Raw genomic sequence first — 19,643 nt, forward strand, 5'->3', positions numbered from 1 at the left:
TCACCCCGGGCCGGCAAAATCGGTCAGAATCTGCGCTGCCTGCCCACGCCCCTTATCCCTCCGTTTGCCCGCGATCCGCCCCATGGCCTCCTTGCCCAGCCCCTCCGACGACACCCGCGGCCACGACGGCCCGCTTGCCGTGTTCCTGATCTTCCTGCGGCTCGGCCTGACCTCGTTTGGCGGCCCGGTGGCCCACCTGGCGTATTTCCGCGAGGAACTGGTGCGCCGGCGCGGCTGGCTCAGCGAGGCGGCCTATGCCGACGTGGTGGCGCTGTGCCAGTGCCTGCCCGGACCCGCCAGCAGCCAGACCGGCATCGCGCTGGGGCTGGCGCGCGCCGGCTATGGCGGTGCGCTGGCGGCATGGGTGGGCTTTACGCTGCCGTCGGCGCTGGCCATGATCGTGTTCGCGCTGGGGGTGACCCATTACGGCATGGCGGCGGCGCCGGGCGTGCTGCACGGGCTGAAGCTGGTGGCAGTGGCGGTGGTGGCGCAGGCGGTGTGGGGCATGGCGCGGACGCTGTGCGTCGGCCCGGTGCGCATCGCCATCATGCTGGTAGCCGCCGGCACCGTGCTGGCGTGGCCGGGGCCGTGGGCGCAGGTAGCCCTGATGGCCGCCGCCGCGGTGGCCGGCATGGCCCTGTTGCGGCCGGCGCTGGGCGGCGCGCACGAACCGCTGCGCCTGCCGGTAACGCATCGCGGCGGCGTGCTGGCGCTGGCGCTGTTTGCCGCGCTGCTGGCCGGCCTGCCGCTGCTGGCGCAGTGGGCCGCCGATCCGGCCGTGCGCGTGTTCGACGCCTTCTACCGCGCCGGCGCACTGGTGTTCGGCGGCGGGCACGTGGTGCTGCCGCTGCTGGACGCAGCCGTGGTCCCGCCCGGCTGGGTCGGCAAGGAAGCCTTCCTGGCCGGCTACGGCGCGGCGCAGGCGATGCCCGGGCCGCTCTTTACGTTTGCTGCCTTCCTGGGCGCGGCCATGCAGAGCCCGCCTACCGGCCTGGCCGGCGGGCTGCTGTGCACGCTGGCCATCTTCCTGCCCGGCGCGCTGCTGGTGCTGGGGGCGCTGCCGTTCTGGGAAAGCCTGCGCCGCAACCAGCGCGCCCAGGCGGCACTGGCCGGCATCAACGCCGGCGTGGTCGGGCTGCTGCTGGCGGCGCTGTGGCATCCGGTGTGGACCAGCGCGGTGCAGGGCCCGCTGGACATCGTGCTGGTGGCGCTGGCACTGGTGGCGCTGATGCGCTGGAAGCTGCCGCCGTGGCTGGTGGTGGTGGCCAGCGGCGTCGCCGGCTGGGCGGTTACGGCGGTGGTCTGAAGGCGGCGTTGGTGTTCGGCTTGACGTTGTAATGCGCTGTAATCCGTCCCGCCCGCCCACCGTTTGCGCTTTCAAATGCGAACGATTATCCTTCTCTCTTCCGTGCCTCCTTGTGCCGGCTATGGCACATCCTGACGCCATGTGAGCGTTCCAGGGGGCTCCAGCTACCCGTATCAGGCAAGACCGGGCGTGGTCAGACCAGACCGTGCCTGCCGACCCACCGCCATGACCGACACCCAGCCGGCTGCCGGCCAGCAGCGCCGTGCCTTCTGGCTCAAGCATCTCCACCAGTGGCACTGGATCAGTTCCGCGATCTGCCTGGTCGGGATGCTGTTGTTCGCGGTCACCGGCTTCACCCTGAACCATGCCGGCCAGATCGAGGCCAGGCCGGCTGTGCAGACGCGGCACGCCACGCTGCCCACGAGTGTGCTCGACCAGGTCCGGGTCGCGGCCCCGGCCGCCGGGGCGCAGTCAGGCGAGACCAGGACGCCGGTGCCGGCGGTGCTGGCCGCCTGGCTGGCGCAGGCGCTGGATATCGACGCCAGCGGGCGCGAGGCGGAATGGTCCGCCGACGAAATCTACGTGGCGCTGCCGCGCCCGGGCGGCGACGCCTGGGTCAGCATCGCGCTCGACAGCGGCGAGGCGCAGTACGAGAACACCTCGCGCGGGGCCGTCTCGTACCTGAACGACCTGCACAAGGGCCGCCACACCGGCGCGGCGTGGCGCCTGTTCCTGGACGCGTTCGCGCTGGCATGCCTGGTGTTCTGCGTGACCGGCCTGTTCCTGCTCAAGCTGCATGCGGGCGGGCGCGTGGCGACCTGGCCGCTGGTGGGGCTGGGGCTGGTGGTGCCGGTGCTGCTGGCGATCGTGTTGATCCACTGATCGGTCGCGCCCGCGCCGATCTTCTTCCTGCATCTCACTGACGAGGTTTCTCCGATATGCGCCGACTGCTCTCCGTCTCCCTGACCGGCATGGCCGCCGTGCCGCTGGCCGGCCCCGCGCTGGCCGCGGACCTGAACGTCAAGGTCGACATCCCGCGCCTGAGCGTGGCCGAGTACCACCGGCCCTATGTGGCGATGTGGGTCGAGCGCGCCGACCAGAGCCCGGTGCAGACCCTGGCGGTCTGGTACGACGGCAAGCTCAGGGACGGCGAGGGCACCAAGTGGCTCAAGGACATGCGCCAGTGGTGGCGCAAGGCTGGCCGCGACCTGCACATGCCGGCCGACGGCATCTCCGGCGCCACGCGCGCGCCGGGCGAGCACAGCGTCAGCTTCAGCGACGGCAAGGCGCCAATGGGCAAGCTGCCCGCCGGCAACTACCAGCTGGTGGTGGAGGCAGCGCGTGAAGTGGGCGGGCGCGAGTTGCTGCGCGTGCCGTTCACGTGGCCGCCGCAATCGGCACAGACCGCCCGCGCCAGGGGCGAACACGAACTCGGCGGCGTCACCGTCGACCTGAAGCCTTAACTTTCCCGGAGCCCGACCATGAAACCTTCCCTGATGTCCGCCGCATCTTCCCGCCTGGCGGTGCGCGCCGCCGTGCTGGCCCTGGCCGCGCTCGCGCCGCTGGCCGCGCACGCGCATCGCCAGTGGCTGCTGCCGTCGGCCACCGTGCTGTCCGGCAGCGATCCGTGGGTGACCGTCGACGCCGCGGTCTCGAACGACCTGTTCTACTTCGAGCACGTGCCGATGCGGCTCGACAACCTGCAGGTGACCGCCCCCGACGGCAGCGCGGTCAAGGCGCAGAACGCGGCCACCGGCAAGTACCGCAGCACCTTCGACCTGCACCTGACCCAGCCCGGCACGTATCGCGTGGCGGTGGTCAACAACGGCCTGTTCGCCAGCTACAAGGTCGACGGCCAGCCCAAGCGCTGGCGCGGCAGCGCCGAGAACTTCGCCAGGGAAGTCCCGGCTAACGCGCAGGACCTGCAGGTCACGCAGGCCGAGGGCCGCATCGAGTCCTTCGTCACCGCCGGCAAGCCCAGCGACAAGGGCCTGCGCACCGTCGGCCGCGGCCTGGAGCTGGCGCCGATCACGCACCCCAACGACCTCGTCGCCGGCGACACCGCTAGCTTCCGCCTGCTGCTCGACGGCAAGCCCGCCGCCAACCTGAAGGTGGCGGTGGTGCCGGGCGGCATCCGCTACCGCGACCAGCTGCAGGAATTCAGCGCCACCACTGACGCCGACGGCAAGTTCAGCGTCAAGTGGCCGGCCGCGGGCATGTACTGGATGGAAGCCGAGGTCAAGGACGACAAGACCACCTTCAAGCAGGCCAGGTCGCGCCGCGCCGTCTATGCGGTGACGGTCGAAGTGCTGCCGCAATAAGCCGGTTGCACGGCGTGAACCGCGTCCTGGTACCCGTTGCGCTGCGCGCGCCGCCTAGCCCGCCCCCCGCCGGGGCGCGCCTGCAGCGCTGGGGCGGGCCCGCCATGGGCGCGAGCTGGTCAGTGGCGGCCCTGCTGCCGCCGGATGCGGATGCCGGCGCCACCGGTGCCATTGGCGCCGGCATCCATGCCGTGCTCGAGCGCGTGATCGCGCAGATGAGCAACTGGGAAGCGGATTCCGACCTGAGCCGCTTCAACCGCGCGCCGGCGGGCAGCTGGCACGCCTTGCCGGCAGACTGCTTCGCGGTGCTGCAGACCGCATTGCAGGTGGCACGCGACAGCGGCGGTGCCTATGACCCCAGCGCGGGGCCGCTGGTTGACCTGTGGGGCTTCGGCCCGGCGCCGGCGCGCCACGCCCCGCCGTCGCCGGAACAGGTCCGGGCCATGCGCGGCCGTTGCGGCTGGGCTCGCATCGAAGTCGATGCCGCGGGCCGGCGCGCCCGCCAGCCGGGCGGCGTGGCGCTGGACTTTTGCGCCATCGCCAAGGGCTTCGCCGTCGACGCCGTGGCGCACTACCTGTGCGAACAGGGACTGGACCACCATCTCACCGAGATCGGCGGCGAACTGCGTGGCCATGGCGTCAAGCCCGATGGCATGCCGTGGTGGGTCGCGCTGGAAGCGCCGCCGGGGCCGGCCAGCGATGCCGCGCAGCAAACGCTGGTCGCGCTGCACGGGCTGTCGGTGGCCACCTCTGGCGACTACCGGCGCTACTTCGACAGCGATGGCCGCCGCTATGCCCATACCATCGATCCGCGCACCGGCTATCCGGCCAGCCACGCGCTGGCCTCGGTCACGGTGCTCCACGCGCAGTGCATGCTGGCCGATGCGCTGTCCACCGCGCTGACCGTGCTGGGCCCCGATGCCGGCATGGCGCACGCGCGCCGCCATGGCATTGCCGCGCGTTTCCTGGTGCGCACCGCGGACGGCTTTCTCGAACATCTATCACCGGCGTTTGCCGCGATGCTGGCATGAGCGGCAGCGCTGTGTCGTCCGTCATCGCCGGCGCAGGCTGGGTGGCCGTGGCCGGCGGCGTGGCGTTGTCCGTGCTCGGGCCGTCGCGCATGGCCATGGCCGCCGGCGTCGTCGCCGCGTACGCGGGGTTCTGCGGCGCGGTGGTAGCGCATCACCGCCAGCGGCGCGCGCGGGTGGCGGCGCTGGCGGGCACGGCAGACGGCGCGACGCTGGTGGTCTATGCCAGCCAGACCGGGTTTGCCGAGCAGCTGGCGCTGCAGACCGCCACCGCGCTGCAGGGCGCGGGCCTGCCCGTGCAGCTGCTGTCGCTGGCCGAGGTCGATGGCCGGCGTCTGCAAGCGTGCCGCCAGGCCCTGTTCGTGGTCAGTACCACCGGCGAGGGCGACGCCCCGGACAGCGCGTCGGGCTTCGCCCGGCGCCTGCTGGCGGGTGCCGATGGCCTGCACCGGCTGCGCTACGGCATCCTCGCGCTTGGCGACAGCAGCTACGCGCGCTTCTGCGCCTTCGGCCATGCGCTGGAGGGCTGGCTGCAGCGCCAGCGCGCGCAGCCGCTGTTCGACCTGATCGAGGTCGACAACGGCGACGCCGGCGCGCTGCGCCACTGGCAGAACCACCTGTCGGCGCTGAGCGGCGGCGCCGAGATCGCCGACTGGGAGCGCCCGCGCTATCAGCACTGGCGGCTGGCGCAGCGCCATCACCTGAATCCCGGCAGCCACGGCGCGCCGGCTTTCCATCTGGTGCTGGCGCCACCGGACGGCACGGTGCCGGACTGGCAGGCCGGCGATATTGCCGAGATCGGACCGTGCCGCGCGCCGGCCGAGGTCGACCGGCTGCTGGCGCAGCTTGGCCTGGATGGCGCCACCCCGGTGCGCTGCGATGGCGCCGACACCACCCTGGCCGCGGCCCTGGCCACGCGCATGCCGCTGCCCGCACCGCACCTTGCCGCGATGCAAGGCGTCGCGCCGCAGCCGCTGGTGGATGCGCTGGCGCCGCTGCCGCACCGCGAGTATTCGATCGCCTCGCTGCCGCGCGACGGCCGGCTCGAGCTGCTGGTGCGCCAGACCCGCCATGACGATGGCCGGCTCGGCCTGGCCTCGGGCTGGCTGACCGAACACGCCGCGCCGGGCAGCCGCATCGCGCTGCGCATCCGCACCAATCGCAGCTTCCATCCGCCGGCGGACGAGCGGCCGCTGATCCTGGTCGGCAACGGCACCGGGCTGGCCGGGCTGCGCGCGCAGCTCAAGGCCCGCGCCGCGGCGGGGCGGCGGCGCAACTGGCTGCTGTTCGGCGAGCGCTCGGCGCAGCATGACGCCTTCTTTGCCGAAGAACTGGCCAGCTGGCAGGCGGACGGCACGCTGGCGCGTGCTGACCATGCCTGGTCGCGCGACGGCGGCGCGCCGCGCTACGTGCAGGACGCGCTGCGCCTGCAGGCCGATGGCGTGCGGCAATGGGTGGCCGACGGCGCGGCGATCTATGTCTGCGGCAGCCTGCAGGGCATGGCCGGCGGCGTGCATGACGTGCTGGCCGGGATCCTGGGCGACGACGCGCTGCGCCGCCTGGCCGACGACGGCCGCTACCGGCGCGACGTCTACTGAGCCTGCGGCACGCCACGCGGCGTGCGGAGATCGGCCGCGGCACTCGCGCCCCGGCCGGCCATGCACTATCTTCGGTGTGAACTGCAAGACATCTGCAGCCATCACAACACGAGGAGACCTGATGTTACGCACCCCCCGCCGCCTGGCCGCTGCGCTGGCCCTGCTCGCCACCATCCCGGCCGCCATGGCCGAAGCGCCCGCCCGCCAGCAGACCTTTGCCGTACCCGGCCTGGAAAAACCCGCCAGCGTGCTGGTCGACCGCTGGGGCGTGCCGCATATCTATGCCGGCACGCTCTACGACGCCTTCTATGCGCAGGGCTTCATGGCGGCGCGCGACCGCCTGTGGCAGATCGACCTGTGGCGCAAGCGCGGACTCGGCGAGATGGCCAGGGACTTCGGTCCGGCCTATGCCGAGGGCGACCGCATGGCGCGCGCGGTGCTGTTCCGCGGCGACATGTACCGCGAATGGCTGGCCTACGGCAGCGACGCCAAGCGCGTGGCCGAGGCCTTTGTCGCGGGGGTGAACGCCTACGTCGCGCTGACCGAGCAGAAGCCCGAACTGCTGCCGCCCGAGTTCCGCAAGCTCGACTACAAGCCGGCGCGCTGGCAGGCCGAAGACATCGTGCGCATCCGCCACCACGGCCTGACCCTGAACTTCACCGGCGAGATCGATCGCGCCCGCCTCTACTGCGAGGCCAAAACTCAGGCCGCGCGCGCCGACTGGCTGCGCCGCGAGCTCGACCCGCAGATCGAACCCAGGCTCAACCCCGGCATCGATCCTTGCACCGTGCCAGCGGCCGAACTGCGCCGCGCCTACGAACTGGCCACCGCCGCCGCGCGCTTCCCCAAGGAAGCCTGGGGCGACGCGCGGGCTGCCGGCATCCCGCTCGACCAGCTCTACGCCGTGGTCGATGCCAACAGCGATACCGGCCGCAGCCTGGGCTCGAACAACTGGGTCATCAGCGGCAAGCGCACCACCACCGGCCGCCCGATCCTGGCCAACGACCCGCACCGCTCGCACGGCGCGCCCAGCCTGCGCTACATCGCCCACCTGAATGCGCCGGGGATGTCGGTGATCGGCGCGGGCGAGCCGTTCCTGCCGGGCATCTCGATCGGGCACAACGGCACCATCGCCTTTGGCCTGACGCGCTTCTACATGGACCAGGAAGACCTGTACGGCTACGAGCTGAACCCGGCCAACCCGCGCGAGTACAAGTACAAGGGCCGCTGGGAGCCGATGGAGACCATCACCGAAGAGATCGCGGTCAAGGGCGAGCCCGCGCCGCGCAAGGTCACGCTCGACTTCACCCGCCACGGCCCGGTGCTGGTGTCAGGGTCCGGGCACGCCTGGGCGCTGCGCGCCGCGTGGCTGGACCACGGCATGGCGCCGTACTTCGGTTCGATGGACTACATGCGCGCGCGCAACTGGGACCAGTTCCGCGCCGCCATGAACCGCTGGGGCGCGCCGGGCGAGAACCAGGTCTATGCCGACACCGGCGGCAATATCGGCTGGATCCCGGGCGGGCTGACCGTCAAGCGTCCCAACTGGGACGGCCTGACGCCGGTGGCCGGCGACGGCCGCTATGAATGGGCCGGCTACCGCAACATGGACGAACTGCCGTGGGCCTACAACCCGGCGCCGGGCTATATCGTCACCGCCAATGAAAACAACATCCCGCCCGCGCACCCGGCGGCCAGGCTGGGCGTGGGCTACGAATGGAGCGACAGCTCGCGCGCGCGCCGGCTGAAGGCGGTGGTCGGCGCCAATCCGCGCAGCTCGGTGCAGGATTCGATGGCGTGGCAGAACGACACCGTGTCGCTGCCGGCCCAGCAGGTGGTCGCGCTGCTGCAGGAGGCGCGCAGCGACGACCCGCAGCTGGCCCGCGGCCTGGAGCTGCTGCGCGGCTGGAACGGCAACGAGCGCGCCGACAGCGCCGCCGCGGCGCTGTTCGAAGTCTGGTTCAGCAAGCACCTGCGCCCGGCCGTGGTGCGTGCCGCGCTGCCGCCCGAAGCCGCGCGCCTGGTCGGCGCCGGCGATGCCGCGCGCGTGGTGGCGGTGCTGGAGCAGCCCGGGCCGTGGATGCCGCCGGAGCGCCGCAATGCTGTCATGCTGGAATCGCTGAAGGCCGCCATGGCCGAGGTCGAAGCCAGACTTGGCCCGGACCCGCGCGCCTGGCAATGGGGCAAGCTCCACACCGCCGTGTTCACGCATCCGCTGGACCCGATCCTGAGCGATGCCGAACGCCAGCAGTTCAACGTCGACGCGGGCCCGATCGGCGGCTCGGCCTTCACGCCGATGAACACCAGCTACCGCAATACTGACTTCCGCCTGACCGCGGGCGCGTCGTTCCGCATGGTGCTGGACGTCGGCAACTGGGACGCCTCGCGCGTGATCAACACGCCGGGGCAGTCGGGCAATCCCGCCAGCGCGCATTACCGCGACCTCGCGCCGCTATGGGCCAGGGGGGAGTATTTCCCGCTGGTCTATACGCGCAAGGCGGTGGAGAAGGCCAGCCGGGAGAGGGTGGAGCTGGTGCCGCAGTAATGAAGGGGTGAACGAGGTAACTACGGCAACGGCATCATTACCTCAAGCTTGCCACCTCCCGCTTGCGGGAGAGGGTCGGGGTGAGGGCGGGGAGCGTCATACGAAGTGAACGCAGTCGCTTTTGCCGCTGCCTGCCCTCNCCCCCGGCCCCTCTCCCGCGCGCGGGAGAGGGGAGCAAACCAGCAGCGAATTGAGCGCTGCGTGTCTTACTTCAACAACCCCAACACCGCCTCCGCTCCCGCCTCCGACGACGCCGGGTTCTGCCCCGTCACCAGCCGCCCGGCCACCGCCACGTGGCTGGCCCAGTCATCCCCGCGCGTAAACCGCCCGCCGCTGGCCTTGAGCACATCTTCCACCAGGAACGGCACCACCTCGGTCAACTGCACCACCGCCTCCTCGCTGTTGGTAAAGCCCGTGACTTCCTTGCCCTGCACCAGCGGCCGTCCATCGGCGCCCTTCACATGCCGCAGCACACCCGGCGCATGGCACACCGCACCCACCGGCTTGCCCAGCCGATCGAACTGCTCGATCAGCGCGATGGAACGCTGGTCCTCCGCCAGGTCCCACAGCGGTCCATGGCCGCCCGGATAGAACACGGCGTCGAAGTCCTCGGCCTTCACCTGGTCCAGCGTCAGCGTCTTCGCCAGCGCCTGTTGCGCGGTACTATCGCTGCGAAAGCGCCGCGTCGCATCGGTCTGCGCATCCGGGTCGTCGCTCTTGGGGTCGATCGGCGGCTGGCCGCCCTTGGGCGAGGCCAGCGTGATGTCGGCGCCGGCGTCCTTGAAGACGTAGTACGGCGCGGCGAATTCCTCCAGCCAGAAGCCGGTCTTCTTGCCGGTATTGCCGAGCTGGTCATGCGAGGTCAGCACCATCAGGATTTTCATGTGGGTTCTCCGGTTTGCGTCCACGGTCGGCCGGGCGGACCCGGCATTGGCAACATCCTACGCAGCTGGCTATGATTCGAAAACTTCGAATCTTCGATGCCTGCCATCCAGAAAATGAATATCGCCGGCAAGGACCTGAACCTGCTCTACGTCTTCCATGTGCTCTACCAGGAAGGCAATGCCTCGCGCGCGGCGGCGCGCATGGCGCTGAGCCAGCCGGCGCTGAGCCACAAGCTCAACCGGCTGCGCGACGAGCTCGGTGACCCGCTGTTCGTGCGCGCGCCGCGCGGCCTGACGCCGACGCCGCGCGCGCACGCGCTGGCGCCGCAGGTGCAGCGGCTGGTGGCGGACCTGGACGCGTTCTACGACGCCTGCGACGGCCGCGATTTCCTGTCGCGCAGCGAGGCCGTGCACATCTACACCACCGATTACATGGAGCAGCTGCTGCTGCCGGCGCTGTTGCCGCGGCTGCGCCGCGAGGCGCCCGGCGTGGTGCTGGTCACACACAACACGCGCGGCGAGCTGCCGCGCGAGGAACTGGAGAAGGGCACCTGCGACCTGGCGATCGCCGGCTTCTATGAGAACCTGCCCGACACCTTCCACCAGCAGCGGCTGGGCAGCGAGGATTTCGTGGTGCTGGCGTCGCGCACCAACCCGCGCATCACGGACGGCCTGGACCTGGACGCCTTCCTGGCGTGCGAGCACCTGCTGACCACGCTGACCGGCGACCTCAACGGCGTGGTGGATCGCGCACTGGCGCGGCTGGGACACCGGCGCACGGTGGTGGCGGGTTTGTCGAGCTTCCTCGCGCCGAGCCGGCTGGTGCGCGGCTCGGCGCTGTTGCTGACCTGCCTGCGCTCGGTCGCGCAGGAAGCGGTGGCGCGCGATCCGGACCTGGTGATGCTGCCGGTGCCGTTCGCGCTGCCGCGGGTCGACCTGATGCAGATCTGGCACGCGCGCACCGATGCCGACCGGCTGCGGCGCTGGCTGCGCCAGCAGATCCAGGAAGCGGCCAGCGCGCTCGGCGCCACCCCCGCCACATCCGCCACACCAGCCGTGCGCCGGCAGCGCGTCAGGCGCGGTTGACCACCGGCAGCAGCGCGCCCTGCACGGCCCGTGCCGCGTCCGACGCCAGGAACAGGATCACGTCGGCCAGCGCATCCGGGCCGACCCAGCGGGAGCTGTCGGCATCCGGCATGGCCTGGCGGTTCTCGGGCGTATCGAGGATGCTGGGCAGCACCGCGTTGACGCGGATGCCCTGGTCGCGCAGCTCGGCCGCCATCGATTCGGTCACGCGCGCCAGCGCATCCTTCGAGGCGCAGTAGGCGCCCATCTGCGCCAGCCCGTGTGCCGCCGAATTGGCGCCGACATTGATGATGGCGCCGCCGCCCGCGGCCAGCATGTGCGGCACCACCGCGCGCGCCATGTTCAGCACCGTGCCCACGTTCATGTCGAACAGCCGGTTCCAGTCGGCCGCGCTGGTCTCGTGGATGCCGGTGCCCATGGCAAAGCCGCCGGCGAGATTGCACACCACGTCGATGCGCCCGCACGCCTGCACGGCCTGGCCGATGGCCTTGCCGAGACTGTCGGCATCGAGCAGGTCGGCCTGCAGTGCGAGGTGGCCGCTGCCGGCCTCGGGCAACGGCGCGTCATGGCGGTCCAGCAGTACCACGCGCGCGCCTGCCTGCGCAAAGGCGTGCGCGACCGCGCGCCCGAGGTTGCCGCGTGCGCCGGTGACCAGTACGTTCTTGCCGTGGAAGTTCATTTGCGTGCTCCTGCGCCGTGGCGGCGCGCGTTGTCGTGATTCAGGCTTCGCCCGGCCTTCCCTGTCCAACCATCGGGGCCGGCAGCGAAAAACGCAAGCCAGTCTACGCAACGGCACGCAACATAAGCTTGCGAAAACGCCTCGGGCTAACCCTCGAAACGCACAGGAAGTTGCGCCGCGACTTACCGGCTGCGCCGGGCCCTGGCCGGCGCAGGCACGGCGTGCGCCGCTTCCTTCGCCGCGGCGTCTTCCAGGAACTGCACCAGCAACTGCGCCGCGGGCGACAGCAGCGCGAAGTCGCGGCAGCAGATGGCAAAGCGCCGCCGCGCCCAGTCGTCGCGCAGCGGGATCACGCGCAGGCCGAAGGCCGTGGCAACGAGCGTGGCGATCTCGGCCGGGATGATGACGATGCCGAGTTCCGCGCGCACGCAGCGCAGCGCGGCGTCGAACGTCGACACCACGGCGCGGTGCGCCATGCGCCGGCCCTGGATCGCGGCATAGCGCGTCAGCATGATCTGCACCGCGGTCTGTGCCGGCATGGCGATCTGCTCGTAGTCCAGCGTGTCTTCGAACCGGCAGCTGTCCGCGCGCGCCAGCGGGTGCCCGGGATAGACCACGGCGGCGAGGTGGTCGGCGCGGTAGGGGCGGGTCTGGAAGCCCTCCAGGTCCGCCGCGTCCCAGCAGATGCCCAGCGGCGCGGTGCCATCGCGCAGCGCGCGCACCACTTCGCTGCTCAGGCTCTCTTCGATGGTCACGCGCACGTCGCGGTGCGCCGGCAACTGCATGAAGGCGGCGATGTCGTCGGGCAGCGATTCGGCCATGGTCGACACCGTCGCCAGCAGCCGCACCTGCCCGCGCACGCCCGAGCCGTAGTCGGCCATGTCGCGCGTGACGCGGTCGGCCGCGGCCAGCATGGCGCGCGCATGCGCCAGCACGATCTCGCCCGCGGGCGTGGGGATGACGCCGCGGCGGCGGCGTTCCAGCAGCGTCGCACCGACGGTTTCCTCCAGTTGCGCCAGGCGCTTGCTGATGGCGGAAGCGACGATGTGTTCCTGCTCGCCGGCGCGCGCCATGTTGCGGGTTTCGCAGACGGCGACGAACAGGCGCAGGGTGGTGAGGTCCAGGTCTCGCATGATTGGGGCGGCAGTGTTTCCGGTTTGGAATGCTACGCCGCTTGCCGGCGCAGTGACGTCGCTTACGGGAAATCCCGGAGCCGGGCCAGGGTCAGCTTCGTGACTTTCCGCTTCGGCATGTTCTGCTTCGTAAATCATCGTTTCAGCTTCGTTGCAGAAACTCTTAGAGTTCTCCCATCGCTCCCGCCGAGGAACGTCCCACCCGTCCCGGAGACCCATGACCCAACTCTTCCCCAGCCATGCCGTGATCCGCGAAGTCGGTCTGCGCGATGGCCTGCAGAGCATCCGCACCATCCTGCCCACCGCCAGCAAGCTCGCCTGGATCCGCGGCGCCCACGCCGCCGGCCTGCGCGAGCTGGAAGTCGGCTCGTTCGTCCCCGCGCGCCTGCTGCCGCAGCTGGCCGATACCGCCGAGCTGGTCGCGTTCGCGCGCACGCTGCCGGGGCTGTTCACCTCGGTGCTGGTGCCCAACCTGCGTGGCGCGCAGGATGCGCTGGACAGCGGCGCCGATCTGATGATCGTGCCGCTGTCGGCCAGCCATGCGCACAGCCTGGCCAACCTGCGCAAGACGCCGGATGAAGTGGTTGCCGACGTGGCGCGCATCCGCGCCGCGCGCGATGCCGGCGGTGCGAAGACGCTGATCGAAGGCGGCGTCGGCACCGCATTCGGCTGCACGCTGCAGGGCCATGTCGATGCCGACGAAGTGCTGCGGCTGATGCAGGCGCTGCTCGATGCCGGCGCCGACCGCGTCAGCCTGGCCGATACCGTCGGCTATGCCGATCCGCGCATGGTGCGCGAGCTGTTCGCGCGCGCCGTCGCTATCGCCGGCGAGCGCTTCTGGTGCGGCCATTTCCATGACACCCGCGGGCTCGGTCTGGCCAATGTCTGCGCCGCGCTCGAAGCCGGCGTGACCCGCTTCGACGCCTGTCTGGCCGGCATCGGCGGCTGCCCGCATGCGCCCGGCGCAAGCGGCAACGTGGCCACCGAAGACCTGGCCTACCTGCTCGGCAGCATGGGCGTCGAGACCGGCATCGATATCGGCCGCCTGCTGGCGCTGCGCGAGGACATGGCAGGCTGGCTGCGCGACGAGACCCTGCACGGCACGCTGTGGCGCGCCGGCCTGCCCAAGACCTACGCGGCCCGGCCCGCGGCCATCGCTGCCTGAGACAAGAGATGACCCAAGACAACAGCAACTCCCTGCCGCTTGCCGGCGTGCGCGTGGTCGAATTCACGCATATGGTGATGGGCCCCACCTGCGGCATGATCCTGGCCGACCTGGGCGCCGAAGTCATCAAGGTAGAGCCGCCCGGCGGCGACAAGACTCGCAACCTGCCGGGGCTGGGCATCGGCTTCTTCCGCGCCTTCAACCGCAACAAGAAGAGCGTGGTGCTCGACATCACCACCGACGCAGGCCGCGCCGCCGCGGCGGAACTGGCCGGCCAGAGCGACATCCTGCTGGAGAACTTCCGGCCCGGCCTGATGCAGAAGCTGGGGCTGGACTACGCCACGCTGTCGCGCGACTACCCGCACCTGATCTACGTTTCGCACAAGGGCTTCCTGCCCGGTCCGTACGAGCACCGGCTGGCGCTCGATGAAGTGGTGCAGATGATGGGCGGCCTGTCTTACATGACCGGCCCGAGCGGCCGGCCGCTGCGCGCCGGCACCTCGGTCAACGACATCATGGGGGGCATGTTTGGCGCCATCGGCGTGCTGGCAGCGCTGCGCGAGCGTGATCGCACGGGCAAGGGGCAGGAGATCCAGAGCGCGCTGTTCGAGAACTGCGTGTTCCTGGCCTCGCAGCACATGCAGCAATACGCGATGACCGGCGAGCCGCCGCCGCCGATGCCCTCGCGCGTGTCGGCGTGGAGCGTGTATGACGTGTTCACGCTGGCGCATGACGAGCAGCTCTTTATCGGCGCGGTCAGCGACAAGCAGTTCGTCACGCTGTGCCGCGTGCTCGAGCATCCGGAACTGGTCGACAAGCCCGAGTACGCCAGCAACGCCGCGCGCGTCGCGGTGCGACCGCAACTGCTGGAAGAGCTGGGCGCGATCCTGCGCCACCATCGCAGCGCCGATCTCGCGCCCAGGCTCGAGGCCGCCGGCATTCCCTATGCGCCGATCGTGCGCCCGGACCAGCTGCTCGACGATCCGCACCTGCTCGCCAGCGGCGGGCTGGTGCCGATGCAGGCCGACGACGGCTCGACCACACCCACGGTGCTGCTGCCGCTGCTGATGGGCGGCCGCCGCCCCGGCGTGCGCGGCCCGTTGCCCCGCGCCGGCGAGCACAACGAAGAGATCCTGGCGCGGCTCGGCAGGCACCGGCGCCCAGGCGCCTGAGGCCAGCCGCGCCACAGCGGCACCCTCGACGCCCTACCATAACGATACGGAGACAAAGCATGCAACGTCGCATCCTGCTCAAGTCCGCGCTGGCAATTTCCGCCACGCTCGCCGCCACCCTCGCTGTCCCCGGCCTCGAAGCGCTGGCCCAGGGCGGATCGGGCAAGCCGGTGCGCCTGATCCTGCCGATCAGCGCGGGTTCCGGCGTCGACACCATCGCGCGCGCGGCCGGCCCGGCGCTGGGCAAGGCCTTCGGCCAGCCGGTGGTGATCGAAAACCTGCCCGGCGCCGGCGGCATCACCGGTGCCGCCGCGGTGGTCAAGGCGCAGCCTGACGGCAGCACGCTCGGTCTGGTGTCGAACAACCACGTGATCAACCCCAGCGTGTTCCGCGCGATGCCGTTCGACGCGATCAAGGACATTACGCCGATCAGCGTGATTGGCACCACGCCGCTGGTGCTGGTGGTCAACCCCAAGGTGCCGGCCAGGAACGTGAAAGAGCTGGTGGCGCTGCTCAAGGCGAAGCCCGATGGCTACAACTACGCCTCGTCGGGCAACGGCACCATCATCCACCTGGCGGGCGAGATGTTCCTGGACGAAGCGGGCGTGACGGCACGCCATGTGCCGTACAAGGGCACCGGCCCGATGGTCAACGACCTGCTCGCAGGACAGGTGGAAATGGGCGTGGTCGCGCTCAATGCGGTGGCGCCGCACCTGAAGGCGGGCACGCTGCGCGCCATCGGCCTGTGCGGCGACAAGCGCTCCGCCGCCGCGCCGGAGATCGCCACCCTCGCCGAACAGGGCCTGCCGCGCTACAACGTCGCCGGCTGGTTCGCCGTCATCGGCCCTGCCGGCATGCCGGCGGCGGAAGTCAAGCGCACGCACGATGCCTTTGCCAAGGCCTTCACGTCGCCCGAAGTGCTGGAAGCGATGAAGAAGCAGGGCACGGTGATCGAGCCCGGCACGCCCGAGGCCGCGGCGGCGTTCTTCCGCAGCGAAGCCGCGCGTTACGCCGCGCTGGTGAAGAAGGCCAACGTCAAGGTCGAGTAAGCCGGTCGGTGCTCCGCGTCCCCGAAGCCGGCGCAAGCGCCGCCTTGCGTGGCCAGGTGCGCTGGCGATCCATTGTCTCCAACCATCCATCATGACCTTCTACAAGCTTGGCGAGCTGTCGCCCACCGTCGCCGGCAGCGCTTTCGTCGCGGCCGAAGCCACCATCATCGGCCGCGCCGAGCTGGCCGACCATGTCTCGGTCTGGCCCGGTGCCGTGATCCGCGCCGACAACGAGCCGGTGACGATCGGCGCCGGCAGCAATGTCCAGGAAGGCGCCGTGCTGCATACCGATCCGGGTTGTCCGCTGGTGCTCGGCGCCGGCGTGACCGTGGGGCACCAGGCCATGCTGCATGGCTGCACCGTCGGTGACGGCGCATTGATCGGCATCCAGGCCGTGGTCCTGAACAACGACTCGATCGGCGCGGAATCGCTGGTGGCAGCCGGCGCGCTGGTGACCGAAGGCAAGCAGTTCCCGCCGCGCTCGCTGATTTTGGGCGCGCCGGCCAAGGCCGTGCGCGAACTGACCGATGACGAAGTGAAGAACCTGCGCGCCAATGCGCAGGACTATGCCCGTCGCGCCGCTCACTACCGCGCCCACTGGAGAAAATCGGCTGAGCGGTGATCGCCATCCGCAGGCAGCGCCGGCAAGCTGGCCGGCAAGCGCCTAGAATCTCCTGCATCCCGCCATGCAGGAGTATGAAGATGCCAGGCAAGCCCGTCAGGATCCCCGGCCCCGACCATCCCATCACCATCACGCCCACCGCCGGCAGGGTGGTGGTCAAGGTGGCCGGCATTACGATCGCCGACAGCGACGCGGCGCTGACCCTGCAGGAGGCAAACTACGCGCCGGTGCAGTACATACCGCGCGCGCAGGTCGACATGGCGCGGCTCGAGCGCAGCGCGCATGCCACCTACTGTCCGTACAAGGGCGACTGCAGCTATTTCTCCATTCCGGCCGGCGGCGAGCGCGGGCGCAACGCGGTGTGGAGCTATGAAGCACCGTATGCCGCCGTCGCCGCGATCGACTCATACCTGGCGTTTTATCCGGACCGCGTCGACAGTATCGAAATCATCGGGCCCTAGGTTTCGAGTGCCGCGTCGATCATCGCCGCGGCCAGGCCAATCACCAGCGCGATGGCCGAGGCGATAAAGCAGCGCACCGTCTTGCGGTACTCGGGCACGGCATCGTCCTCGACGCGCAGCGCCCGGAACAGCGCGACGATCTGCAGCACCACCGCGGCCAGCAGCGCCACCGCCGCCAGCAGCGAGCGCCAGTCCCATTCGCCCGGGCTTTCGAAGCCCCAGAAGCGCCAGAAGCCGAGCGAAAAGCCCAGCAGCACGGTGATCGCGGTGATGATGCCCTGGCGATAGCCGGTCGGCACCACCTGCGGGGCCGGCCTGGAGGATGACGCTGGCTCGGGCGCGCTCATGGGCTTCAGGCCGGCGCCACCGGCATCTGCACCACCGCCAGCGTGGCGTCCGCGGTGCCGACCACCTTGCTGGCGTGGCCCTTGCCGGTGGTGTCTTCGAGCAGCAGCGCGCTGCCTGTCGGCAGCGCGCGGCGTTCGCCATCGCTCGCTTCGAACTCCATCGCGCCACCCAGCACGAAGATCCACATGCGCAGCGGCGAAGGATGTAGCTCGCCGACCCATCCGGCAGGCACGATGAGAAAACCCTGCCGCGCGGCTTCCTCCAGTGGCGACACCCAGAACGGGCGCGCGGGCGGCGCGAACAGGCGCTCGGTGACGGCAACGGCAAGCGGTGCGAAGTGCGATTCGCCGGCCGCATCCGCGTATAGCCGCGCGAACGCCAGCGGCGCCCGCCCGCCGGCGTCGGGCGGCTCGATGGTGACCATGCTGGACCTCCCTGCGGCGCAGGACGCGCCGCCTTGTCATGCAGCCAGTCTAGGCTGCCGGACGCGGAGTGCAATGCCGGCCCGGATCGGCGTGGTCTGCTTCAGCCCTTGCTGAAGATGCTGTAGAAGTCCGGCGCGCCGCTGTCCGGCATGCTCAGGTCGAGCGAGCCTTCGATGTGTTCCAGGTGTTCGGCCATCAGCGCGCTGGCGCGCGCGGCATCGCGCTGCTCGATGGCGTCGATCAGCTGCCGGTGCTCGTGCTCGGCACAGGCGGGCGCGCCGGGGCGGTCGTACAGTGTGATGATCAGGCAGGTCAGCGACACCATCTCGCGGATCAGCTTTTCCAGGATGGCGTTGCCGGCCATCTCGGCCAGCAGGATATGGAACTCGCCCGACAGGCGGATCATCGCCGCGCGGTCGCCGCGGGCGCGCGCGTTGTCCTCTTCCATGGCATGGCGGCGCAGGCTGCGCACCTTGGCGGGCGTGACGCGTTGTGCCAGTTCGGCGGCCAGCGCGGGCTCGACCACGCGGCGCGCCTGGAACACCTCGCGCGCTTCGTCGACGGTCGGGCTGGAGACAAAGGCGCCGCGGTTGGGCACCAGCGTCACCAGCTTCTCGTGCGCCAGGCGCGCAAACACCTGGCGGATGCGCGCCCGGCTGGCGCCGGTGACTTCGCACAGCCGCTCCTCGACCAGCTTGGTGCCCGCCAGCAGGCGGTGCTCCATGATGGCGTAGAGCAGGCTCAGGTAGATCGCCTCGGTGGCCGAAGCCTCGCTGGCGGCGCCTTCCTGTCCCGTGTCGTCGTCCGCAGCGGCATTGGCGGCGGCTTTGGGCGCGGTTTTCGGAGTGGCCTTGGTGGCGGCCCGGCGCGGGGATTTGGCGGCGGCGCCGGGCGCCGCCTTTTTCGATGTGGTTGCCATATCAGGGTACGGACATTGAGCCTGTCGCCGGAACTGGCGACGAAACACGGCTATATCGTACACAACTATGGCGACAGCGAGGCCGCGGGTCAGGCCGGGGCGGGTTCCCTGCAGGCAGCGCGCGCTTCGGCAGCGGCGTTGCCCGCCTGGAACGGATGCACCTGCGCCCAGTGCCGGGCGATATCGACGCGGCGGCAGATCCACACCTTGTCGTGCCCCTGCACGTAATCGAGGAAGCGCTGCAGCGCGCGGAAGCGGCCGGGGCGGCCGAGCAGGCGGCAGTGCATGCCGATCGACAGCATCTTGGGGCTGTCCAGCCCTGCGGGATCGCCTTCTTCATACAGCACGTCGAACGCGTCCTTCAGGTACTGGAAGAACTGCTCGCCGGTGTTGAAGCCCTGCGGCGTGGCAAAGCGCATGTCGTTCGAGTCCAGCGTGTACGGCACCACCAGGTGCGGCTTCTTCTCGCCGCCGCTGACTTCCACTTCGGTCCAGAACGGCAGGTCGTCGCCGTAGTAGTCCGAGTCGTACAGGAAGCCGCCGTGCTCGACCACCAGGCGGCGCGTGTTGGGGCTGTCGCGGCCGGTGTACCAGCCCAGCGGCAGCTCGCCGGTCAGGTCCTTGATGATCTGCATGCCGATGCGCATGTGCTCGCGCTCGGTGGCTTCGTCGATGTTCTGGTAGTGGATCCAGCGCCAGCCGTGGCAGGCGATCTCGTGGCCCAGNTCGACGAAGGCGCGNGTCAGTTCCGGATGGCGCTGCAGCGCCATCGACACGCCGAAGATGGTCAGCGGCAGGCCGCGCTTTTCGAACTCGCGCAGGATGCGCCAGACGCCGGCGCGCGCGCCGTATTCGTAGATGCCCTCCATGCTCATGTGGCGGTCGGGGTAGGCCGCGGCGCC

The 19,643-nt window shown here is 70.4% G+C and carries 20 protein-coding genes; 13 read left to right on the top strand and 7 right to left on the bottom strand.

What is annotated here, in order from left to right; all coding sequences use genetic code 11:
- Window positions 1–82: 82 nt before the first annotated feature.
- The 7 genes from chrA (at window position 83) to A3AG_RS0113045 (ending at window position 8,798) form a co-directional block, all read left to right on the top strand.
- The gene (gene chrA / locus A3AG_RS0113015; protein WP_018005822.1) at window positions 83–1,306 is read left to right on the top strand and encodes a chromate efflux transporter; all 1,224 of its coding nucleotides are present in this window, start codon (window positions 83–85) and stop codon (window positions 1,304–1,306) included.
- Window positions 1,307–1,531: 225 nt separating this feature from the next.
- On the top strand, window positions 1,532–2,188 hold the full coding sequence (locus tag A3AG_RS0113020) for a PepSY-associated TM helix domain-containing protein (RefSeq protein ID WP_026164155.1): 657 nt from the start codon (window positions 1,532–1,534) through the stop codon (window positions 2,186–2,188).
- 56 nt (window positions 2,189–2,244) lie between these two features.
- Complete coding sequence (locus A3AG_RS0113025; RefSeq protein ID WP_018005824.1) at window positions 2,245–2,769, top strand: DUF2271 domain-containing protein; 525 nt, start codon at window positions 2,245–2,247, stop codon at window positions 2,767–2,769.
- Between the two features lie 18 nt (window positions 2,770–2,787).
- Entirely contained in the window at window positions 2,788–3,627 is an 840-nt protein-coding gene (locus A3AG_RS0113030; RefSeq protein WP_018005825.1) for a DUF4198 domain-containing protein, read from the top strand.
- A gap of 5 nt (window positions 3,628–3,632) precedes the next feature.
- Window positions 3,633–4,658 (top strand): FAD:protein FMN transferase, encoded by a 1,026-nt coding sequence (locus A3AG_RS0113035; protein WP_018005826.1) that lies wholly within the window; start codon window positions 3,633–3,635, stop codon window positions 4,656–4,658.
- Window positions 4,655–6,253, top strand: a complete 1,599-nt coding sequence (locus tag A3AG_RS0113040) for a sulfite reductase subunit alpha (RefSeq protein WP_018005827.1) — start codon at window positions 4,655–4,657, stop codon at window positions 6,251–6,253. Before A3AG_RS0113035 ends, A3AG_RS0113040 begins: the two co-directional genes overlap by 4 nt.
- Window positions 6,254–6,374: 121 nt before the next feature.
- A complete protein-coding gene (locus A3AG_RS0113045; protein ID WP_018005828.1) occupies window positions 6,375–8,798 on the top strand; it encodes a penicillin acylase family protein in 2,424 nt (807 codons plus the stop codon).
- A gap of 206 nt (window positions 8,799–9,004) precedes the next feature.
- Here A3AG_RS0113045 and A3AG_RS0113050 read toward each other — a convergent pair whose 3' ends face one another.
- A complete protein-coding gene (locus tag A3AG_RS0113050; RefSeq protein ID WP_018005829.1) occupies window positions 9,005–9,682 on the bottom strand; it encodes a type 1 glutamine amidotransferase domain-containing protein in 678 nt (225 codons plus the stop codon).
- A 96-nt stretch (window positions 9,683–9,778) separates the two neighbouring features.
- Between A3AG_RS0113050 and A3AG_RS0113055 the strand changes: the two genes are divergently transcribed.
- The gene (locus A3AG_RS0113055; protein ID WP_240619840.1) at window positions 9,779–10,768 is read left to right on the top strand and encodes a LysR family transcriptional regulator; all 990 of its coding nucleotides are present in this window, start codon (window positions 9,779–9,781) and stop codon (window positions 10,766–10,768) included.
- Here the strand turns inward: A3AG_RS0113055 and A3AG_RS0113060 are convergent.
- Window positions 10,755–11,447 carry an SDR family NAD(P)-dependent oxidoreductase gene (locus A3AG_RS0113060; protein ID WP_018005831.1) on the bottom strand — a complete coding sequence of 231 codons (693 nt, stop codon included), beginning with the start codon at window positions 11,445–11,447 and terminating at the stop codon, window positions 10,755–10,757. The genes A3AG_RS0113055 and A3AG_RS0113060 overlap by 14 nt on opposite strands.
- A 182-nt stretch (window positions 11,448–11,629) precedes the next feature.
- Entirely contained in the window at window positions 11,630–12,580 is a 951-nt protein-coding gene (locus tag A3AG_RS0113065) for a LysR family transcriptional regulator (protein ID WP_018005832.1), read from the bottom strand.
- A 217-nt stretch (window positions 12,581–12,797) separates the two neighbouring features.
- On the opposite strand from A3AG_RS0113065, the gene A3AG_RS0113070 reads away from it, so the two are divergent.
- From A3AG_RS0113070 to A3AG_RS0113090, 5 genes are all read left to right on the top strand, one after another.
- The gene (locus A3AG_RS0113070; RefSeq protein WP_018005833.1) at window positions 12,798–13,745 is read left to right on the top strand and encodes a hydroxymethylglutaryl-CoA lyase; all 948 of its coding nucleotides are present in this window, start codon (window positions 12,798–12,800) and stop codon (window positions 13,743–13,745) included.
- 8 nt (window positions 13,746–13,753) lie between these two features.
- Complete coding sequence (locus A3AG_RS0113075; protein WP_018005834.1) at window positions 13,754–14,917, top strand: CaiB/BaiF CoA transferase family protein; 1,164 nt, start codon at window positions 13,754–13,756, stop codon at window positions 14,915–14,917.
- 59 nt (window positions 14,918–14,976) lie between these two features.
- A complete protein-coding gene (locus A3AG_RS0113080; RefSeq protein ID WP_018005835.1) occupies window positions 14,977–15,966 on the top strand; it encodes a Bug family tripartite tricarboxylate transporter substrate binding protein in 990 nt (329 codons plus the stop codon).
- A 91-nt stretch (window positions 15,967–16,057) separates the two neighbouring features.
- Window positions 16,058–16,588 carry a gamma carbonic anhydrase family protein gene (locus A3AG_RS0113085; RefSeq protein ID WP_018005836.1) on the top strand — a complete coding sequence of 177 codons (531 nt, stop codon included), beginning with the start codon at window positions 16,058–16,060 and terminating at the stop codon, window positions 16,586–16,588.
- 80 nt (window positions 16,589–16,668) lie between these two features.
- Window positions 16,669–17,049, top strand: a complete 381-nt coding sequence (locus tag A3AG_RS0113090) for a DUF427 domain-containing protein (protein WP_026164158.1) — start codon at window positions 16,669–16,671, stop codon at window positions 17,047–17,049.
- On the opposite strand, the gene A3AG_RS0113095 is transcribed toward A3AG_RS0113090, so the two are convergent.
- The 4 genes from A3AG_RS0113095 to A3AG_RS31635 all read right to left on the bottom strand — a co-directional run.
- A complete protein-coding gene (locus A3AG_RS0113095; RefSeq protein ID WP_018005838.1) occupies window positions 17,046–17,396 on the bottom strand; it encodes a hypothetical protein in 351 nt (116 codons plus the stop codon). The genes A3AG_RS0113090 and A3AG_RS0113095 overlap by 4 nt on opposite strands.
- Before the next feature lie 5 nt (window positions 17,397–17,401).
- Window positions 17,402–17,821, bottom strand: coding sequence for a cupin domain-containing protein (locus tag A3AG_RS0113100; protein WP_018005839.1), 420 nt, complete (start codon window positions 17,819–17,821; stop codon window positions 17,402–17,404).
- Between the two features lie 101 nt (window positions 17,822–17,922).
- On the bottom strand, window positions 17,923–18,741 hold the full coding sequence (locus A3AG_RS0113105; RefSeq protein WP_018005840.1) for a GntR family transcriptional regulator: 819 nt from the start codon (window positions 18,739–18,741) through the stop codon (window positions 17,923–17,925).
- 89 nt (window positions 18,742–18,830) lie between these two features.
- The coding region (locus A3AG_RS31635) for a polysaccharide deacetylase family protein (protein ID WP_018005841.1) at window positions 18,831–19,643 on the bottom strand (813 nt) is incomplete at its 5' end.

Origin of the sequence: Cupriavidus neocaledonicus (assembly GCF_000372525.1) — a bacterium.
Classification (GTDB): Bacteria; Pseudomonadota; Gammaproteobacteria; order Burkholderiales; family Burkholderiaceae; genus Cupriavidus; species Cupriavidus neocaledonicus.